This is a genomic window from Chryseobacterium sp. 7 (assembly GCF_003663845.1).
In the GTDB taxonomy this organism is placed as follows: Bacteria; Bacteroidota; Bacteroidia; order Flavobacteriales; family Weeksellaceae; genus Chryseobacterium.
On the sequence record NZ_RCCA01000001.1, the window covers coordinates 4,128,513 to 4,146,550 of the forward strand.

20 protein-coding genes are annotated in these 18,038 nt (G+C 34.7%); 13 read left to right on the forward strand and 7 right to left on the reverse strand.

The window, feature by feature from the left end:
* Nucleotides 1-35: 35 nt before the first annotated feature.
* From CLU97_RS18950 to CLU97_RS18960, 3 genes are read left to right on the forward strand one after another with little or no spacing between them, the layout of a single operon-like run.
* The gene (locus tag CLU97_RS18950; protein ID WP_183084615.1) at nt 36-1,067 is read left to right on the forward strand and encodes an acyltransferase family protein; all 1,032 of its coding nucleotides are present in this window, start codon (nt 36-38) and stop codon (nt 1,065-1,067) included.
* Nucleotides 1,068-1,089: 22 nt separating this feature from the next.
* Nucleotides 1,090-1,845: a glycosyltransferase family 2 protein gene (locus tag CLU97_RS18955; RefSeq protein WP_121489313.1), complete on the forward strand. Its 756-nt coding sequence runs from the start codon at nt 1,090-1,092 to the stop codon at nt 1,843-1,845.
* Nucleotides 1,845-2,471 (forward strand): deoxyuridine 5'-triphosphate nucleotidohydrolase, encoded by a 627-nt coding sequence (locus tag CLU97_RS18960; protein ID WP_121489314.1) that lies wholly within the window; start codon nt 1,845-1,847, stop codon nt 2,469-2,471. The genes CLU97_RS18955 and CLU97_RS18960 overlap by 1 nt, the downstream gene beginning before the upstream one ends.
* Here the strand turns inward: CLU97_RS18960 and CLU97_RS18965 are convergent.
* The 6 genes from CLU97_RS18965 to CLU97_RS24420 all read right to left on the reverse strand — a co-directional run bounded on the left by CLU97_RS18965 (nt 2,463) and on the right by CLU97_RS24420 (nt 6,262).
* Entirely contained in the window at nt 2,463-3,701 is a 1,239-nt protein-coding gene (locus CLU97_RS18965; protein ID WP_121489315.1) for a 3-deoxy-D-manno-octulosonic acid transferase, read from the reverse strand. The genes CLU97_RS18960 and CLU97_RS18965 overlap by 9 nt on opposite strands.
* Nucleotides 3,702-3,706: 5 nt before the next feature.
* Nucleotides 3,707-4,051, reverse strand: a complete 345-nt coding sequence (locus CLU97_RS18970) for a cupin domain-containing protein (RefSeq protein ID WP_121489316.1) — start codon at nt 4,049-4,051, stop codon at nt 3,707-3,709.
* On the reverse strand, nt 4,048-4,515 hold the full coding sequence (locus CLU97_RS18975) for a DUF1648 domain-containing protein (RefSeq protein WP_121489317.1): 468 nt from the start codon (nt 4,513-4,515) through the stop codon (nt 4,048-4,050). Before CLU97_RS18975 ends, CLU97_RS18970 begins: the two co-directional genes overlap by 4 nt.
* 22 nt (nt 4,516-4,537) lie before the next feature.
* Nucleotides 4,538-5,254 carry a C40 family peptidase gene (locus tag CLU97_RS18980; protein ID WP_121489318.1) on the reverse strand — a complete coding sequence of 239 codons (717 nt, stop codon included), beginning with the start codon at nt 5,252-5,254 and terminating at the stop codon, nt 4,538-4,540.
* 85 nt (nt 5,255-5,339) lie between these two features.
* Nucleotides 5,340-5,987 carry an O-methyltransferase gene (locus tag CLU97_RS18985; RefSeq protein WP_121489319.1) on the reverse strand — a complete coding sequence of 216 codons (648 nt, stop codon included), beginning with the start codon at nt 5,985-5,987 and terminating at the stop codon, nt 5,340-5,342.
* 119 nt (nt 5,988-6,106) lie between these two features.
* Nucleotides 6,107-6,262, reverse strand: coding sequence for a CCPGW family putative bacteriocin (locus tag CLU97_RS24420; RefSeq protein ID WP_410493401.1), 156 nt, complete (start codon nt 6,260-6,262; stop codon nt 6,107-6,109).
* Between the two features lie 774 nt (nt 6,263-7,036).
* Here CLU97_RS24420 and CLU97_RS18995 point away from each other — a divergent pair.
* Genes CLU97_RS18995 through CLU97_RS19005 form a run of 3 tightly spaced genes read left to right on the forward strand, consistent with a single transcriptional unit; the run spans nt 7,037 to nt 9,222 of the window.
* Nucleotides 7,037-7,630, forward strand: a complete 594-nt coding sequence (locus CLU97_RS18995; RefSeq protein WP_121489321.1) for a hypothetical protein — start codon at nt 7,037-7,039, stop codon at nt 7,628-7,630.
* A gap of 52 nt (nt 7,631-7,682) precedes the next feature.
* On the forward strand, nt 7,683-8,252 hold the full coding sequence (locus tag CLU97_RS19000; RefSeq protein ID WP_121489322.1) for a hypothetical protein: 570 nt from the start codon (nt 7,683-7,685) through the stop codon (nt 8,250-8,252).
* A complete protein-coding gene (locus tag CLU97_RS19005) occupies nt 8,218-9,222 on the forward strand; it encodes an HTTM domain-containing protein (RefSeq protein ID WP_228437803.1) in 1,005 nt (334 codons plus the stop codon). The genes CLU97_RS19000 and CLU97_RS19005 overlap by 35 nt, the downstream gene beginning before the upstream one ends.
* Nucleotides 9,223-9,273: 51 nt before the next feature.
* Here CLU97_RS19005 and CLU97_RS19010 read toward each other — a convergent pair whose 3' ends face one another.
* Complete coding sequence (locus CLU97_RS19010; protein ID WP_121489323.1) at nt 9,274-10,107, reverse strand: OmpA family protein; 834 nt, start codon at nt 10,105-10,107, stop codon at nt 9,274-9,276.
* Nucleotides 10,108-10,194: 87 nt separating this feature from the next.
* On the opposite strand from CLU97_RS19010, the gene tilS reads away from it, so the two are divergent.
* The 7 genes from tilS to CLU97_RS19045 all read left to right on the forward strand — a co-directional run bounded on the left by tilS (nt 10,195) and on the right by CLU97_RS19045 (nt 18,026).
* Nucleotides 10,195-11,547 carry a tRNA lysidine(34) synthetase TilS gene (gene tilS, locus CLU97_RS19015; RefSeq protein ID WP_121489324.1) on the forward strand — a complete coding sequence of 451 codons (1,353 nt, stop codon included), beginning with the start codon at nt 10,195-10,197 and terminating at the stop codon, nt 11,545-11,547.
* Entirely contained in the window at nt 11,520-12,080 is a 561-nt protein-coding gene (locus CLU97_RS19020) for an RNA polymerase sigma factor (RefSeq protein WP_121489325.1), read from the forward strand. The genes tilS and CLU97_RS19020 overlap by 28 nt, the downstream gene beginning before the upstream one ends.
* Before the next feature lie 98 nt (nt 12,081-12,178).
* Complete coding sequence (locus tag CLU97_RS19025) at nt 12,179-13,120, forward strand: redoxin domain-containing protein (RefSeq protein WP_183084616.1); 942 nt, start codon at nt 12,179-12,181, stop codon at nt 13,118-13,120.
* 298 nt (nt 13,121-13,418) lie between these two features.
* Nucleotides 13,419-15,488, forward strand: coding sequence for a protein-disulfide reductase DsbD family protein (locus CLU97_RS19030; RefSeq protein WP_121489327.1), 2,070 nt, complete (start codon nt 13,419-13,421; stop codon nt 15,486-15,488).
* 243 nt (nt 15,489-15,731) lie between these two features.
* Entirely contained in the window at nt 15,732-16,253 is a 522-nt protein-coding gene (locus CLU97_RS19035) for a biopolymer transporter ExbD (protein WP_121489328.1), read from the forward strand.
* Between the two features lie 111 nt (nt 16,254-16,364).
* Complete coding sequence (locus tag CLU97_RS19040) at nt 16,365-17,147, forward strand: alpha/beta fold hydrolase (protein WP_121489329.1); 783 nt, start codon at nt 16,365-16,367, stop codon at nt 17,145-17,147.
* Nucleotides 17,148-17,219: 72 nt separating this feature from the next.
* On the forward strand, nt 17,220-18,026 hold the full coding sequence (locus CLU97_RS19045; protein ID WP_121489330.1) for a patatin-like phospholipase family protein: 807 nt from the start codon (nt 17,220-17,222) through the stop codon (nt 18,024-18,026).
* Nucleotides 18,027-18,038 lie beyond the last annotated feature (12 nt).

Genomic DNA, 18,038 nt, shown 5'->3' on the forward strand with positions numbered 1-18,038 from the left:
CCTCATTTTCCCTTTATTTAACAAATAATGAAACTATGAGCACTGAACATTCTATTAAAAAAGTTATTTTTGCAGGAAACAAAATACAAATGCAGGATATAACGAAAAACAATTTTGACTTTATACGTGTTCTCCTCGCCTTTATTGTCTTTCTGGGACATCTTGGCACCCTCAGCGCTTCTCCTGATCTCAAGATTTTTGAGCACAGCCCTATAGAAATTGCTGTTTTTGGGTTCTTTGCAGTGAGCGGATTTCTTATTGCAAGGAGTTATGACAGGTCTTCAAGCCTGAAAAGTTATTTAAAAAAGAGAATCAAAAGAATTGTTCCCGCTTACTTATTGGTTATTTTTTTATGTGCTATTTTACTAAGTTTGGTAAGTACATATTCTTTCGCCGAATATTTCAGCAATACACAGGTTTATAATTACCTTTTCTGGAATTCATTATTTTTAAATTTTAAAGCCCCCTGGCTTCCCGGAGTTTTTGGAAATCAGGCTGTGAATGGAGCCCTATGGACGCTGAAAATAGAAATGTGCTACTATTTCTCTGTTCCTTTGCTGTTTTTGCTTTTCGGAAAGAATAATAAGTACAGAAATATAAGCTTAATTATTTTATACTTCCTATCCCTTATTTATCTCAATTATTTTGAATCTTTAAATAAAATTTCCATTGCTAAACAGCTTCCCGGAACTTTATCCTATTTTATCCCCGGAATGCTGATTTACTTTAATTTCGATAAATTCATCCAACATAAAAATATAATTTTCATCATTGCGCTTGCTACTGTCTGGATTGATCTGTTTTTAAATATTCAGCTTTTTTCTCCAATGATGATCGGGGTTATTGTAATGTACATTGCCTATTCATTCAAATTCTTAAATAATTTCGGAAAATACGGGGATTTCACCTACGGAATCTACATTTTTCATTTCCCGATTATCAGAACCTTCCAAACCTTAGGGTTGTTTGAGGATTACAATCCGTTTGTAATGGCCTTGGTATGCATGTTAGTGGTTATTGCTGTAGGAATAAGCTCGTGGCATCTTTATGAAAAAAGATTTTTATAATTTTGCAGTTTAGAAAACATAAATGAAAGATCTTGTCTCCATTATAACACCTTGCTACAATTCCGCAGAATTTATCGAGGAAACCATACAGTCTGTCCTGAACCAAACCCATGAAAACTGGGAATGGCTGATTACTGATGATCTCTCCAAAGACAATACCGTGGAAATCATTAAGAAATATAATGATCCCAGAATAAAATTACAGGTATTAGAAAAAAACGGAGGTGCCGGAAATGCAAGAAACAACAGCCTTGAAAGAGCTCAGGGAAGATATATTGCTTTTCTGGATTCTGACGACTATTGGTATCCTGAATATCTGGAAACAATGACGGATTATATGCAGGATCATAACGTAGAACTGGTGTACTGCAACTATTCAAGATGTAATGAACAGCTTGAACCTATCCTAAAAGATTTTCTGGCAGATAAGGTAGTTACATTTTCCAATCTGTTGAAAACATGCCGTCTGGCACCGGTTTCTACAATGTATGATACTAAAAGAGTAGGAAAGTTTTTGTTCCCTGTAAAAAGCAAGCGTGAAGATCACGTGATGTGGCTGAATCTTTTAAAAGTAATTCCTGAAGGGATTCCCGTAAAAAAAACAATGGCAAAATACAGAATGCGTGAAAACAGTGTTTCCAGAAACAAAAAAAACATCATCAAAGATCAATATCTGGTCTATAAAGATTTCATGGGATTCTCCACAATAAAATCGTTGTATTATACAGCGAACTGGGCGTTAAACGGATTCCTGAAATATTCGAAAATTTTTAATTAATGGAATATTCTAAAGAGTTCAAAGCGGCTCTGAGTGCTTTTTCCGGTGCCGATAAAGACAAACTTATTTTCAGACTCCTGAGAAAGGATAAATTATTGTCAAAAAAGCTCTACTTTGAACTCATTGATCCGGAAACTACGGATGACAAAAGAAATGCCATGGAAGAACATGTGGAGGAACAGATGATTCTGGCTTCAAAATATGTAGGAAATGCTAAATATTTCATGTCTGCCGTCCGAAAGATAAGTGCTGAAATTACGGAGCATGTCAAAATCACTACTGATAAATTCGGAGAGGTTTCATTGAATCTTCTTCTTGTCAACAAAGTGTTGGAAAATAATGGAGACCTTAGCAGACAAAGGTTTGACAATGTTTATAAGCTTTATATTTACATCATCAATAAAATCTTTAAATCATTAATTCTGGTGAAAAAACTGGATGAGGATTACTGGATAGAAATTGATGAATATTTTCGTGATACCCAAAAGAAAATCTCAGAGAACCATTATCTTCAAAAGCTTTGTATTAATAATGGTCTCGACTTCAATTGGCTGGAATGTGAAAAAATTCCTGAAAACATTGATCAGATCATGAAAGAAATTAAAAGCCAGGGATTCTTAAGATAATATCTTCTGAAGAATCGTTTTAGTAGAATCAGGTTTTTCATCTACGAATTTTCCGGCGTTTTGAGACATTTCTTCAAGTTCTTCTTTATTCTCTTCATTCAGAAGAAATAACACGAATTCTGAAGCCGTATACTCATCAGAGAAAGACTTTCCGCCGTTGGCCGAGATAAGATCATCAGCTTCCGGGTTCTTTTTATAATGATTTCCAAAGATCACAGGAACTCTAAAGGTGGCGGCTTCCAGAATATTGTGAAGCCCTGCATCATGAAATCCTCCTCCTACAACAGCTACATCCGCATAAGAATATAGTTTTGACAGCAAGCCAATACTGTCTATAATCAGAATCTGAGAATTGAAAGTTGATGATTGAGAGCTTTGAATCTGGCTGTATAATAATGCCTCCGGAAATATATTTTTCAAATGTTCTACCCTTTTCAGATCATGGGGAGCAATGATAAGTTTTACTGTATTGTTTTTGCGGGAAACCACTTCTGCTATTTTTTCTTCCGCCTGCCATGAACTCCCAAAAACGACTGTTTTATTTTCTCTCATAAAGTCAGCAATGAAGTCCACATGGTTGTCCCGTTCGCGGAGCTGTTTTACTCTGTCAAATCTTGTATCTCCCGTTACAGAAGACTTTATTAATCCTACACTTTTTGCCAATGCCAATGAAAACTGAGTCTGATGAAAAAACCAATCTACATTTTTCTGAAGCTGTTTTACAAACCATTTTCCATAGGAAGTAAAGAAAGACTGTCTTTCGTAAAAAAGCGCGGAAATTACATAGATCTTTGTTCCCTGATTTTTTAATTCTGCAAGGAGATTGTACCAGTAATCATATTTAACCGTAAAAAATAGTTCAGTATTAAATTGAGATATAAATTCTTTTACTGTGCTTTTCTTATCGAATGGCAGATAACAGATTACATCTGCAATATGTTTCTTTTTAATTACATTTTCATAACCAGAGGGCGAGAAGAATGTCACCAGTATTTTATGCTTAGGAAAATTCTCTTTAAGCTTTTCCAACACAGGTAATCCCTGCTCATATTCACCTAGGCTTGCAGCATGCATCCAGATTACTTTATCCGTTTTTGAAAAAGCAGACCTTACTTTATCCAAAGATTGTTTTCTCCCTTCAACGCCTTTTTTAGTTTTATCATTAAATAACGCGAAAACCTTCATTCCGAAAGTAAGAAGACTGATAAATATATTGTAGACGAAAGCCATTTTAATTATTCTTTTATTTCAATTCTGTCATGATCCGTAGAAGGATTGGATATGACTAAAAACTCAATTTCTTCTGCAGATTCATTGGTGATAAAGTGTCTTGATCCGGGCTCTATAGAAATAGATTCTCCTTGGTTAACAAAAAATTTCTCTTCATTGATGTAAAATACAGCTTCTCCTTTCAGCATATAAAAAAACTGTTCTGCCACTTTATGATAGTGAAGTTTTTCTGAAATTCCCGCAGGCATCTTCTCCTGTTTTATGGATAAGCCTTGCGTATTTTTAAGGATCCAGCTGTCACATTGGCTTCCCCAGGTATAATGTTCTGAATTTTCTTTAGAATGTATCATTTAAATAGATAGGCAATAAAAACTAACGCAGGAGTAAATAATACGACTGATAAAAAGATAGTGGCGAATGAAATCCTCGGTTTTGCCTTATCATCTGCAGCATATCTAAACATATAGTCCTGAATATTCGTAAAAATGACTGCCAGTATCACAAAAAGAATTCTCAACCCTATTTTCATAACCAAAAACTGAGCATTCATATTCTGTTCTGTAATTTCTACGGGAAAATTAGTATCTTCAGGATGCCTCATCCCATAAACAAACAGGGCATATAATCCCAAAGCTAATATAGGCATCAGAAAGGCATACATTCTTCCACCAAATCCATCAGCTTTCCCTTCCATATCAAAATGCACAGGAATTCTCTCTGGCAGAGTGCTATAATTTTTTAAAGTAAACCACCATAGAAAAGCGACCCATCCAAAATTAAAAATATCAAAAATCGTAAAGAGAATATTTTCCATTTCAGATAAGATTTAATGTGAATTAAATTACACTTTTAAGCACTCTCAGTTTATGAGTATGCTTATTCATTTCTTTATTAAAAATTCCTGTAGAATCCAGCGTGTCAATTCTTACTTTTCCGGAAGCATGGATGATCTTTTGATTTTCCAGCATTATTCCCACGTGAATAATTTTTCCGTCAGCATTTTCGAAAAAAGCAAGGTCTCCGGGCTGTGTTTCTTCTACAAAAGTAAGTGCTTCTCCTACCTCTGCCTGCTGTGATGCATCTCTGGGTATTTTGATATTGTGAATCTTATAAACCAATTGAGTAAATCCGGAGCAGTCTACTGCAAAAAAGCTTTTACCACCCCACAGATAAGGTACGTTAAGAAATTCTTTTGCCGTCAGTGCGATACTTTCCCGTACATCATGGCTTCTTCTTGATGCAACTACGGGAAACTCTACTTCTGAACCCATAGACAGTAAAGTTTTGCCATCATTCATGAGTACAGAAGAAAAATCTTCGGTAACAACAGTAACTTTTCTTTTGGCCAGCTCCTCATCTGTCACTGGTTTCAGCTGTTTGGTGTCCATCCATCCTTCATAGCCATCGTAATGCATTTTTATTTTGGTCCAGTTTTTATCTACTTCCAAAATATCTGCACTTTCTCCAAACAATATTTCCGTAACAATTTCAGCTCTGTCAGAATTTTCTGCACGAACCGGCGCTACTGTAACAATACAAATTCCTTTATTCATTAACTCTCAATTTAAAGATTGAATAATTTAAAGAAAAAATACGAATTGTACACCCTTTAAATCTTATAATCTTTGGATATTTTAATTACTTTCTGCGAAGAAAGTTAACTCCATCACGCAAAGGTAGAATAAGATTTTCAAAATCTTCATCTTTTGCCGCCAAATCATTTAATTCCTGAATAGACTGTGTAGATTTCAGCTTTGGATTTTCTTCCAACACTTTTCCGTACCACAAAACGTTATCAAACAGGATTACGGTTCCGGATTTTGTATGGGGTTTAATCAGTCTGAAATATTCTGCGTAGTTTTCTTTATCTGCATCTACAAAAATCAGATCATAAAACTCATCTGTCTCTTTTAAATATTCTTTAGCATCCTGAAGCTTAAAATCGATCTGACTGGAATATTCGCTTGACTCAAAATATTTTTTCGGAAGATAGGCAAGATCTTCATTAATGTCAAGAGTCGTAATTTTTCCGTCTTTTGCCAATCCTGACGCAAGACATAAGGTAGCATATCCTGTAAATGTTCCTATTTCAAGAATACTTTTCGGCTGCAGCATCTGGGAAATAATAGTCAATAGTCTTCCCTGCTGATAACCGGAAATCATATGAGGCTGTGTCGTCTTCTGGTACGTCTCTCTTCTCAGTTTTTTCAGCATTTCGGATTCTGAAGAAGCGTGTGCTTCCAAATATCTGTCCATTTCAGGATTCTTTTCTTCAAAAAAACTCATACCATTTTAATTTAAGCAAATTTAAGGATTTTAAAGCTACTTTTTAAATTCAAAAGAAGATACAAAAAAGAGAGAAATTAATCTCTCTTCCATATGTGTGTATTGGCTCTAAAAAATTATTATACGGCTATACAATATTGTCTTATACCAGCACAAACCCATCCTGGGCAACACTTTGTTTGTGGGCTAGTACAAAATATCTGTGGATTACACCCATTAATAGCACCTTGTACAGTTTTCATTGCTTCTCTTGAAAGTTTTTTTAAATTTTTCATAATAATTTTAGTTTAGTATTAATTTCCTACTCTTTAGATTTTCGGATATCTCTTTTTATTTATTTCCTTTTATAGAGATTTAAATATACATATTCTTTTATTAATCAAAGAATTATGACTAAATATCTTATTTGAAAAATAGAAAAGTCAAAACATACAGTGAAAACCCCATATAAAATACCGTGAAAATACGGGTGGTATTGTAATGGTATTAATGATAAGTTTGCAATAAGAATAAGGGGTAAAAACACTAAGAGAAACAAGATGATTGCAGGAGAGACACAAACTAACCATGAGAATCGCAAGACAGTCATACCGAGAGGTAGAGCTGATGCTTCTGCAGCAAAAACTAAGAAAGAAATATCCACTTCATTTTTGCAACGAATTATTTCGCTCCTGAAAAAGGAAGAATTAATTTGATTAAAAAATAAATCCCGGCCACCTTCGGGATTTATTTTTGCTTTAAACCCAATCACTACATTCCATTCCTGAATTATCAATTTAAAACATTCATTCTACAAGCCTTTATCTAAATTCATAATTTAAGCAATTCACCATCGCTTAAAATTACTATGAACAGGCATTCTATCCGGGAAATCTTTACTTCAACCTCATTTCCAAAAGTCAAAATCCTCACAAAAAACAGGAAAAACACTTATGTATATCCATTCTTGTGCTCCTACCTTTGATATAAGTTTTTCAACCATGAAACATTCAAATCAAGGAGGAACCCGAAAATCCTAAACAGAGTAGGGATATTTTAAAAACATCCACATGAAAACAAAGACTTTATTATTAATTGGAGCTATAGTGGGACTTGTTATGATTTTTTCCCAACTAAAGCCTCAGGAGATGTCTTTTTATAAAGAAAAAGGCAATTACATTGTAGACAACAATTACATTCTGAAAGATGTGAAAAAAATTTCTGATGAAGACATGAAAAGTTTATTAAGCTTACAGAAACTTCACCAGAGCAGTTTGGGTACCCATTTTATTATTTACAAAATCAACAGACAGTATGTTATTCGCGGATGTCTGATGAAAGCTAACATCGACTGGAAAAAATACGGTGATCTGAGACTAAAAGTTGATGAAATACTGAAAAAATATGGGGCTAAACAGCTGGGAGCAGATTATTATGCGATTCAAAACAACCAGGTAGCCACAAATGCAGCATTATTAAGCCAGAAGGACATAGCCTCTTTAAGTAAATTAACGGTAAGAGGTGCTGAAGAATACACCATCTGCCCGCCAACTATGGGAAGAAAAAATCTTACCAATGTGATCATAAAATCGTATAAAGTCAATACAGCCATTGATCCCAGAATCAATGTAAAACTGAACAGTGTATTGATGAATTACAAATAACCTCAAAAGGCTGTTTTTAGTCCGAAGACAGCCTTTTCTTAAATCTTTTGCCATGAAAAGAAAGCTTCAGTTATCCGGAATTTTCATGATCCTGCTGGTGGTATTCACTATTGGCCTGAAGGGAACATTTGACGGCTATTATGGTTTCTATTATGAAAACAAAGACTATAAAAAGCCATTGGCTTATACTATTTCAGAGAATATTGCCCAGTCAAAACCCATCAATATATTTACTTCTTATACGGGTTTTGATACAGGATATGGTTTCTACGCACCGAATGTTGCCAGCGACTTTGTTATGAGTTTTGAATTAAAAGATCAGAACGGAAATATACTGGAGCAGAAAAACCTGCCTTATTTTAAAAATAAAGAAAGCAGAGTGAGATATACCACTGTATTTAATATGTTTCTGGATAAGATTTCTGACAAGAATAAATACGACAAAAAGTATTATCAGTATCTGGATATTATTATCAGACAGATTGCAGCACACGTTATGAAAGAAAATCCGAAAGCGGTCAGTATTACCACCAAACTTTATTTATACGACTACCCTACGATTGCCAATTTCAAACAGGAAAAAACGAATGAAAATCTTATTCTCATTGATGAATTTAAATAATAAAGCGATGAAAAAGCTGAATACATTCTACACCAAAATTGAAAATTTCTTTTTCAAACAGGATAACCAAAAGGAATTCTTAAGCTTTTTCCGGGTTGCTATAGGAATTGTAATCCTTTTACAGTTTACTGCAGTATTGCCGGATTTTGATAAATTATTTTCAAGCAGCAGTATCATTCCACAGGACATCATGAGTGTTTTCACTCCCGACTGGCTGATAACGTTCTCAAAAATTGTCAGTTTCTTACAAACTTTCGGAATTGAAGAAAACACAACCATTCTCATTACCCAAGTATTATTTATTGTACTGTGTATATTGATCATCACCGGATTTTATTCCAGAATTTCTGCATTGTTGTTGCTTATCCTTCAGATTGCATTGCTTAAGGGAAGTTCTTTCTTTGCTTATGGTGCAGATTTTTTTACGAGTATGTCTTTATTTTATCTGATGTTTTTTCCCTCTGATCAGCATTTTTCATTAAGAAATTTTATTTTCAGCAGAAAACCGGGAGAAATTAATATCACTCCGGTGAAAAGGTTATTCCAGATTCATATTTCTATTGCGTATTTCTTTTCCGGACTGGACAAAGCATTAGGATTTAATTGGTGGAATGGTGAATCTATCTGGAAAGCCATTCATCTGCCCTATTCTAACAGAGATTTAAATATTGATTTCAGCTGGCTGACAGAACACTCTTACATTTTAAGCTTTATAGGATGGAGTACCATTATCATTGAAATGTGTTATCCAATCTTCATTTGGTATAAACCGACACAGAAAACATGGCTTTTCCTCACAATCTCTATGCATATTGGAATTGCGCTCGTTCTTAATCTATATTATTTTTCAGCCATTATGATTGTATGGAATATTACTAATTTCTATTTTGAACAGCCCGTTAGAAAGGTTGCCACCTCATCAAAGAAAAAACTATCTGCCCGCTATATCCCAAAGCAGATTGGTTCATAAAAAACAAATCCCGAATTGCTTCGGGATTTATTATCATGTATGTTTTAGAGATTATTTCTTAGGAGCAATATCCATCAGTTTCATAAACTCATCCAGTTTAGGCATAATGATGATTTCTGTTCTTCTGTTTTCTCCTCTACCTGAAACGCTCATGTTAGTCGCTTTAGGGTTGTATTCAGAACGTCCACCAGCTGTAATTCTTGCCGGATCTACTCCAAACTGAGTCTGAAGAACTTTAGCAACAGAAGTACCTCTTAATGCAGAAAGATCCCAGTTATCTCTTGGAAGATTTGGAGAATTCAAAGGAGCATTATCGGTGTTACCTTCAATTAATACTGAATATTTGTCGTAATCATTGATTACTTTCGCTACTTTACCTAACACCTCCTGAGCTGCAGGCAAAATGTTGTAGTCACCTGTTTTGTATAACATTTTATCAGAAAGAGAGATCATTACCACTCCTTTCAATACTTTTACCTGTACATCTTCATCAGAAACATTATCCAAAGATCTCTTCAATTTGTTAGACAATGCAAGGTTTAAGCTGTCATTCTTAGCATTACTGGAGATCAATTGCTTGATATAAGAATTGGAAGCATTGATTTCTCCTACCAGTTTATCAATGTTAGCAGAACTTTTTCCTGTATTGGAAAGACATGCATCAAGGGATGATTTTAAAGCATCATGCTGACTTTTCAGCAAGTTGTTTTCACCTGTCAATGCAGAGTTCTGAGATTTCAAATCCTGAATTTCTCTCTGTCTTTCTCCAATGTTTTCAATACACTGCTTATAGTTGGAACTCAAAGCATCATACTGCTTTTTGCTGACACAAGATGTCATTCCCAGCGCCATTGCAGAAACTGCTAAAATTTTTAAAATCTTCATAAATAATCATTTTTAGACTACTCAAAGTTAGGGAAATTCAATTGAATTATATCGGTTATCTTTGCATAAAAGAAATTCTCAACATATATGTTGAAAAAATTAACCTTTATCAATCAATTAAAAAATCTCGTTCACGAGCCGGAAAATCACACCTATCTTCTGGCGGTAAGCGGAGGTGCTGACTCTATGGTTTTAGCCTCTTTGTTCAGGGATTTCGGGCATGAAATTAAGGATTCAAAGTTCCGGTTTCAGGTAGCTCATATCAATTATAAACTTCGTGGAAATGATTCGGAGCTGGATCAGAAAACAGTACAGGATTTTTGTGAGAAAAATCATATAAAATTTCATCTGTATGAAGTTTCGGAAAAAGATCAGAAACCGGAAAACTCTATCCAGCTCTGGGCAAGAGAACTTCGCTATGCCTTTTTTAAAAAAATTCAGGAAAAAGAAAAACTTGAATTCCTTGTTACAGCACATCATCTGAATGATCAACTGGAGACTTTTATCATCAATCTTTCCAAAGCGGCAGGTATCAATGGACTCAGCGGAATTCCGGCGAATGATAATCATATCCTTCGCCCCCTTTTAGATTTTTCAAAAAAAGAAATTTACGCGTTTGCGGAGCAGAATAATATTGAATTCCGGGAAGACCTTTCTAACCAAAAGAATGATTATCTAAGGAATAAGATTAGAAATGAGGTGGTTCCGATCTTAATGGAAACCAATGATCATTTTCTGGAAAACTTCAGAAAGAGTTCTTTATTAATGAATCAAACCAAAGACTTTGTCCAGAAACAGATTCAGGAAATAGAAAATTATCTTACAGTATTTAACAAAGACTATAAAATTTTATCAAAGGAAAAGCTGGATCAGGAAAGCGGTTTCGTAAAATTTGAAATCTTAAAAAAATACGGATTCAATCAGGAGGAAGAAATCCCCAAAATTTTTAAAGCAGAAAACAACAGTTCTTTTTTCTCAAAAGAATATCAGTTAATTGTCAATCGTGATGAATTAATTTTTATTGATAAAAATGACAAAAAGAAAGCTCAAGAAGAAGTATTACTGATTGAACATTATGATTTTTCACAAAACCAGATCAGTATCAATCTCGTAGATAGTATTGAAAACATTGATGGAATCAACAAAAGATTTGAATGGGATTTCGATGCTGAAAAGCTTCAGTTCCCTCTCCTTTTAAGAAGACAACAGGATGGAGATGAATTTTATCCGACAGGGTTTTCAGGGAAAAAGAAAGTTTCTAAATTTTTTAGGGACGAAAAATTATCTGCTTTGGCCAGGGAAAAAATCTGGTTACTATGTGACTCCGGAAATCATATTTTGGGAATCATCCCTTTTAGACAGGATCGCAGGTATCAGGCAGACAGAACTACTCAAAAAAAGATAACTGTAAAGTGGACAGAAAAACAACTAATTCGTTAGCTGTTGATGATTTTAAGAAAGACAGCAATATAGCTTTTGGGATTTTATACCAACAGTATTTCGGTTATACCAAAAAATTCGTTCTTAATAATAAAGGGAATCTGGAAGATGCGGAAGATATTTTTCAGGATGCACTGCTGATTCTTTATGAAAAACTGAATGCTGATGAATTTAAAGTTCAGACCTGTCTCGGAAATTATATTATTGGAATTGTTAAAAATCTGTGGTTTAAAAAATTAAAGCATAAGCATTTTTATATAGAATCTCCTGAGGACTATTTCACAGAACATCAGCAGGAAATAACTGCTGCTATTGAGAACGAAAGATATTACTGGGAAAAGCTGCTGGGTTATATTAAATCTATTTCTTCACATTGCCAGAATCTGATCCATGATATTTTTATTGAAAATAAAAGTATAGAAGAAATTCAGGACAAATATCATTATTCCAGCAGGCATAATGCGCAGAATCAAAAGTATAAATGTGTAGAGCAGATCAAAAAGATTAAAAACAAAAGCATTTTTTTAACCTGAAAATCAAACAATTACTCGAAACCATATAATTTATGGGTGATTTTTTTCTTTTTCAGGGAACCTAATAAGAAAAGAAATATATGTTCAAAAAAATGATATTGAGTTTTCTTATAGGAATAGGAATTTCAATGAATGCGCAAAGCAAAGGTATCAATTTTCAAAAAATTGATCTGGAAGCTGCGAAAAAAATCGCAGCAAAAGAAAACAAACTGATCTTCATTGATCTGTACACCACGTGGTGCGGACCGTGTAAGCTCATGACAAAAAACACGTTTACCGATCCTCAGATTGGAGAAATGTTCAACAAGAGTTTTGTAAATCTTGCCATCGATGCTGAAAAAGAAGGACTGAGCCTGGCCAAAGAATTTAAAGTGGTCAACTACCCTTCTTTCCTGTTTCTGGATCCAAAAGGGAAACTTGTTCAGTATGATTTCGGATATTATAATCCTGAACAGTTTTTAGGAGTAGGAGCATCTGTTCTGAAGAAAAAAACGTCTCAATCCGGTAAAACCTTAGATCAGGTAAAAGGAAGAATGATAGGTGATAAAATTGATAATTTCACAGCGAAAGATCACTTGGGCAACACATTTTCTTCATCAAAAGAAAACAAAAAACTTGTTATAGTTTTTATTCGTGGGCAATGGTGTCCTTACTGTAACAAATACATTCAAACCTTACAGGATCTGTCACCGGAACTGCAATCTAAAAATGCACAGCTCGTTATTATTTCTCCGGAAAAGCCGGAATTTATAGAAAAGACAATTAATAAAACAAAGACAGATTATACCGTTTTATACGATGAGGGATATAAAATTGCTGAGGCATTCGATGTCCTTTATACGCCTGACAGTGAAACTCTTAATTTTTATAACTCAAAATTAAAGGAGGATTTTGCAGACAGCAGATCAGATCATTCAGGAAGACTCCCTGTATCAGCCACTTTCATCCTTAATGAGTACAAAGAGATTAAATGGAGACATTTTGATATCGATTATAAAAATAGAGCATCTGTAGAAGATATTATAAAAAATCTGAATTGATTTGGATGAAAATTTCTGTCTCGTTAAGAATGTAAGTCACCAAAATTGACAAAATCAATAATCATTTTTAAGGACAGAATAGGTTATGCTTCTCCTGCTGCTAAAGCAAAAGACGGAATATTTTAAACATAAGGCTTAAAAAAAGAAAGTTTCTAAGTTTTTTAGGGACGAAAAATTATCTATTTTAGCGAGGCAAAAATCCGGATACTGTCTGACAGCAATGATTCTTCAGGCAGAAGGGAAGATACACAAAAGATGAGAAGACAAAACGAAGTCTCAAAATTTAATGAAAGGAACAATGAAATTTAGAAATTGGTTTGTATTAATTCTGTTATTGTTAGCAACAGGAATTAATGCGCAGATAAAAAATCCTGTAAAATTTAAATTTACCATCAACGATCTTGGAAACAATCAGTACGAAGCGGTATTGAATGCTACAATGGAAAGCGGATGGCACATTTACTCAAAAGATTTACCGGAAGATACCGGAATTCCTACTGAGTATAAAGTAACAGGAAAAAATATTGAGCTGGTAGGAAAATTTACCGAAGTAGGTAAAAAGCATGAAGAATTTTCTGAAGCATTTGGAGGAACAATTGTGTTCTACTCCAATTCTGCCGGATTTAAGCAAAAATTTAAATTAAAAGATCCTACAAAACCTGCGGAGGTTACTTCTGAGATTACGTATCAGACTTGTGACGACAGGGTTTGTCTGGCTCCCAATACCTTAGAATTTAATCAAAAAGTTACGCCAAAAGGGGTAACGGAAGAGGCTGCCACTGAGGAAACAGCAGCTCCTGTAAAAGACTCTGCAAAAATAACTGACACGGTTACCGAAAATCCTGCAAAAACTGAAGCAACGATCACGGAAACTTCAAAACTGGATCCTAAGAAGCTGAAAATTGAAACGATTGATTTCAAAAACCCATTGACAGACTGTGGTACAGCCTCTACGAAAGTGGATGAAAATTACTGGACATATTTATTCTTAGGGTTTATCGGAGGATTAATCGCTTTGCTTACGCCTTGTGTTTTCCCAATGATTCCATTAACGGTTTCATTCTTTACCAAAGGAAGTAAAAATAAAGCAAAAGGGAAAAGAGATGCTCTTATTTATGGGTTTTTCATTCTTCTTATTTTTGTTTTATTAAGTGTTCCTTTCCATATTATTGACGGAATTGCAGGAAATATCTTCAACGAAATTTCCACCAGCGTATGGCTGAATATTGCCTTCTTTATTATATTCATTTTCTTTGCCGGAAGTTTCTTCGGGTATTATGATATTACGTTGCCAAGTTCAATCGCCAACAAATCTTCAAAAGCTGAAGAAGCAGGAGGAATTATCGGTATTTTCTTCATGGCATTGACATTGGTAATTGTTTCTTTCTCTTGTACAGGGCCTATTTTGGGAAGTTTACTGGGAAGTGCGGTAACAGGTTCTACAAACGTTCCTATGCTGTTGACCTTTGCGTTGGCAGGATTTGGTTTGGCATGGGCTATTATTTTCGGATTGCTGGCATTATTCCCACAGGCATTACAGAGTCTTCCAAAATCCGGAGGATGGATGAATACGGTAAAAGTGGTTTTAGGTTTCGTAGAACTGGCATTGGCATTGAAATTCCTGTCTAAAGCCGATCTTGTATCTAAAACATTCTTCCTGAAAAGAGAACTTTTCATTGCAATCTGGATTATTATCGCCTTAGGATTAGCAATATATTTATTAGGATTGATCAGATTCCCGCATGATGATAAAAAGCCAAAAATCTCTCTCTCAAGAAAAATATTAGGGGTATTGGGAATTGGTTTTGTAGTTTACTTAGTTCAGGGTTTAATCCCATCAGACCGTCCTAAGCTTCAGTTATTAAGTGGAATTTTACCTCCGCTGAATGTAAGTTATTTCCATGATGAAAAAGACGGAATTCTTGGTATGCATCCGGAACATGACTTCTTCAAAGCAGTAGAACTGGCTAAAAAAGAAGATAAACCAATCCTGATCGATTTCACCGGATACGGATGTGAAAACTGTAGAAAAATGGAGGAATTTGTATGGAGTGAACCAGACATCTTACCTATCTTACAGAATGATGTGGTATTAGCTTCTCTATACGTAGATGACAAAGAAGAGCTTCCTGAGGATCAAAAAACTAAAATTGACCTTGGTGACGGACAGATCAAAAAAGTAAAAACAATTGGTGACAGATGGAGTTTATTCCAACAGGTTAACTTTAATAATAACTCTCAGCCTCACTATGTATTAATCACTCCGGACGGAAAAGTAATCAACACTCCTGTTTCAGGATATATGCCAAAAGAGGATTTCAAAAAATTCCTCGAATGCGGTGTTAATTTCTACAAGAAGAATAAATAATTCTTTACACAAATATTAAAAAAACTCACACTTTACCGTGTGAGTTTTTTTATTTAAATCTTTAAATCAATTACATCATAGTGATCAGTTTTTAAAAAAAATTAAAAAGACATGGGAATATCTAAAATTTATTATAAAAACAATCAATAGATTCATGAATCTATTGATTATACCGCAAACAAGGCACATGTTTTGTAAGATTTTTTTCAACAAACACCGTTTAACATTTAAAAATTTTTAATCATGGCAGAAGTAATTGCACAAGAGAAACAAGGCGGCAAACAAAAGAAAAAAATGATCCGGGTAGACATGACTCCAATGGTAGATCTGGGATTCTTACTCATTACATTTTTTATGTTCACCACCAATTTTACAAAACCTAATGTAATGGATCTGGGACTACCGGCAAAAGATCCTAATCATCTTCCAACTGATAATGTAATCGGAGATCAAAATCAGATTACCTTTATCCTTGGAAAAGACAATCGTGTATTCTATCATCAGAGCAATCAAAAAGATCTGAATGCAGGAAACCTTAAGGAAACGGATTTCAGTGGAATAAAGATTTCGAAAATCATTGCAGAAGCTTATAAAAAGGCTCCGGCTCCGGATAAATTTACAGTTATCGTAAAACCGACGGATGACGCCAATTATAAGAATTTTGTAGACATGCTGGATAACCTTGCTATCTCTAAAAAAGAAAGATATGGTGTAACAGATATCAAGCCCTGGGAAACAAAGATTTACAAGGAATTAACTCAATAAAAGGCAAAGAGCATTTTAAAAATGCTCTTTTTTGTTTACATTTGAAAGGAGAAACGGATCTGCAGTGCATAACCGGCTGCATTATTTTTAACCTTCTATAATTTTGGAATCATGCTGAACTTTGAAAGAAAAGGAAACGGAAAAGAAACTTTGGTACTTCTTCACGGATTTATGGAAAATCTATCTATCTGGAGTGATATGGAACCTCATCTTTCCAAAGATTTTTCACTGCTCAAAATTGATCTTCCCGGCCATGGGCAGTCTGAAATTCTGGCTGAAGTTCACACCATGGAACTGATGGCTGAAGAAATAAAAAAAGTCTTAGATCATCAGAATTTAGAAAAAGTACATCTGCTGGGGCATTCAATGGGCGGATATACTTCATTGGCTTTTGCTGAAAAATATCCTGATTCTTTAAAAAGCCTTACTTTATTTTTCTCTACCTATTTTCCGGATGACGAAGAGAAAAAACAGCAGCGAATCAAGAGTTACCGAATCATAAAAGATGCTTTTGCACATTACGCAAGAGTTGGTGTTCCCAATTTATTCAATCCAAATGAAAGAGATATTTTGGAAGGTAAAATAGAAACGGCACTTGAAACGGCACTTTCCACCAATAATCTGGGCGCATTAGCCTGTGTAAAAGGAATGGTAGAAAGAACCGACAAAAAGCATATTATGGACAACCTGGAAGCTAAAATTTTAGTATTGGCCGGAAAACATGACAATGCCGTAAAAACGGATATGATGATTAAACATCTTCCGGACAGAACAAATATTAAATCTTATATCCTGGATTGCGGACATAACGGCCATTGGGAAAAGCCCGGCATCTGCGCTGAAATTATCAATACGGAACTTCTTCACAATCTTCCTAAAAAACTGGTTTTATAAGACTGTTTTCATAGCAGATTAAAGCCGTGTTTAATAAAAAATCCTGTATATTAGTAGAGGATAATTTTGGTAATGGCTTTATTTTCATTCAAAAAAAAGAAATCACCGGCACCACCGGTTATCGGACTTACACTTTCAGGCGGAGGAATGCGTGGGATTGCCCATATTGCTGTACTAAAAGCTTTGGAAGAATATAATCTGAAACCGCATATTATCTCGGGAACCAGTGCAGGGTCTATTATTGGCGCTTTTTATTCTTTCGGAAAAACACCGGATGAAATGATGGAAATTGTAAGACAGACCTCTTTTTTTTCCAGATCATCTTTAAAATTATCAAAAAATGGAATTTTCAGCTCTAATTTTATTTTAAAACTGTTCAAAGATTATTTCCCGGAAGACAATTTCAGGATTTTAGAAATACCGGTTTACGTGGCTGCTACAGAAATGACTCATGGTATTGTAGATTTTTTTTCGGAAGGAGAACTTTTCGGGCCGTTGCTGGCCTCTTCCAGTGTTCCTTTTATTCTTCCTCCGGTAAGGATTGGTGAGAAAATTTATGTGGATGGCGGCGTTCTGGACAACCTTCCGATTGAACCCATTATGGACAAGTGCAATTTCCTTATTGCTTCCCATGTAAATTCAATCAGTTATGATGAGCTAAAGAAAATGAGCCTGATGAAAGAATTCGACCGAATTCTCCACCTCGCCATCGCAAAATCTGTGTACTCTAAGGCGAAATACTGCAATATATTTCTAGATCCGCCCAAAATGACAAAATACAGTCTTTTCAACAAACGGTATATGGATGAGATGTTTCAGCAAGTATACGATTACACCTGTCAGGAACTTGAAGAAAAAGGCTTTCGTAAAAGTATTTAGAATTTGAATGTA

Excerpts from the sequence above, each read along its gene's own strand:
- CLU97_RS19035 (WP_121489328.1), top strand. The coding sequence starts at position 15,732 with ATGGCAGAAGTAATTGCACAAGAGAAACAAGGCGGCAAACAAAAGAAA.
- CLU97_RS19000 (WP_121489322.1), top strand. The coding sequence starts at position 7,683 with ATGAAAAGAAAGCTTCAGTTATCCGGAATTTTCATGATCCTGCTGGTG.
- CLU97_RS24420 (WP_410493401.1), bottom strand. The coding sequence starts at position 6,262 with ATGAAAAATTTAAAAAAACTTTCAAGAGAAGCAATGAAAACTGTACAA.
- CLU97_RS18975 (WP_121489317.1), bottom strand. The coding sequence starts at position 4,515 with ATGGAAAATATTCTCTTTACGATTTTTGATATTTTTAATTTTGGATGG.
- CLU97_RS18955 (WP_121489313.1), top strand. The coding sequence starts at position 1,090 with ATGAAAGATCTTGTCTCCATTATAACACCTTGCTACAATTCCGCAGAA.
- CLU97_RS19005 (WP_228437803.1), top strand. The coding sequence starts at position 8,218 with ATGAAAATCTTATTCTCATTGATGAATTTAAATAATAAAGCGATGAAA.
- CLU97_RS19045 (WP_121489330.1), top strand. The coding sequence starts at position 17,220 with ATGGCTTTATTTTCATTCAAAAAAAAGAAATCACCGGCACCACCGGTT.
- CLU97_RS18985 (WP_121489319.1), bottom strand. The coding sequence starts at position 5,987 with ATGAGTTTTTTTGAAGAAAAGAATCCTGAAATGGACAGATATTTGGAA.
- CLU97_RS19030 (WP_121489327.1), top strand. The coding sequence starts at position 13,419 with ATGAAATTTAGAAATTGGTTTGTATTAATTCTGTTATTGTTAGCAACA.
- CLU97_RS18980 (WP_121489318.1), bottom strand. The coding sequence starts at position 5,254 with ATGAATAAAGGAATTTGTATTGTTACAGTAGCGCCGGTTCGTGCAGAA.
- tilS (WP_121489324.1), top strand. The coding sequence starts at position 10,195 with ATGTTGAAAAAATTAACCTTTATCAATCAATTAAAAAATCTCGTTCAC.
- CLU97_RS18995 (WP_121489321.1), top strand. The coding sequence starts at position 7,037 with ATGAAAACAAAGACTTTATTATTAATTGGAGCTATAGTGGGACTTGTT.
- CLU97_RS18960 (WP_121489314.1), top strand. The coding sequence starts at position 1,845 with ATGGAATATTCTAAAGAGTTCAAAGCGGCTCTGAGTGCTTTTTCCGGT.
- CLU97_RS18950 (WP_183084615.1), top strand. The coding sequence starts at position 36 with ATGAGCACTGAACATTCTATTAAAAAAGTTATTTTTGCAGGAAACAAA.
- CLU97_RS18965 (WP_121489315.1), bottom strand. The coding sequence starts at position 3,701 with ATGGCTTTCGTCTACAATATATTTATCAGTCTTCTTACTTTCGGAATG.
- CLU97_RS19040 (WP_121489329.1), top strand. The coding sequence starts at position 16,365 with ATGCTGAACTTTGAAAGAAAAGGAAACGGAAAAGAAACTTTGGTACTT.
- CLU97_RS19010 (WP_121489323.1), bottom strand. The coding sequence starts at position 10,107 with ATGAAGATTTTAAAAATTTTAGCAGTTTCTGCAATGGCGCTGGGAATG.
- CLU97_RS18970 (WP_121489316.1), bottom strand. The coding sequence starts at position 4,051 with ATGATACATTCTAAAGAAAATTCAGAACATTATACCTGGGGAAGCCAA.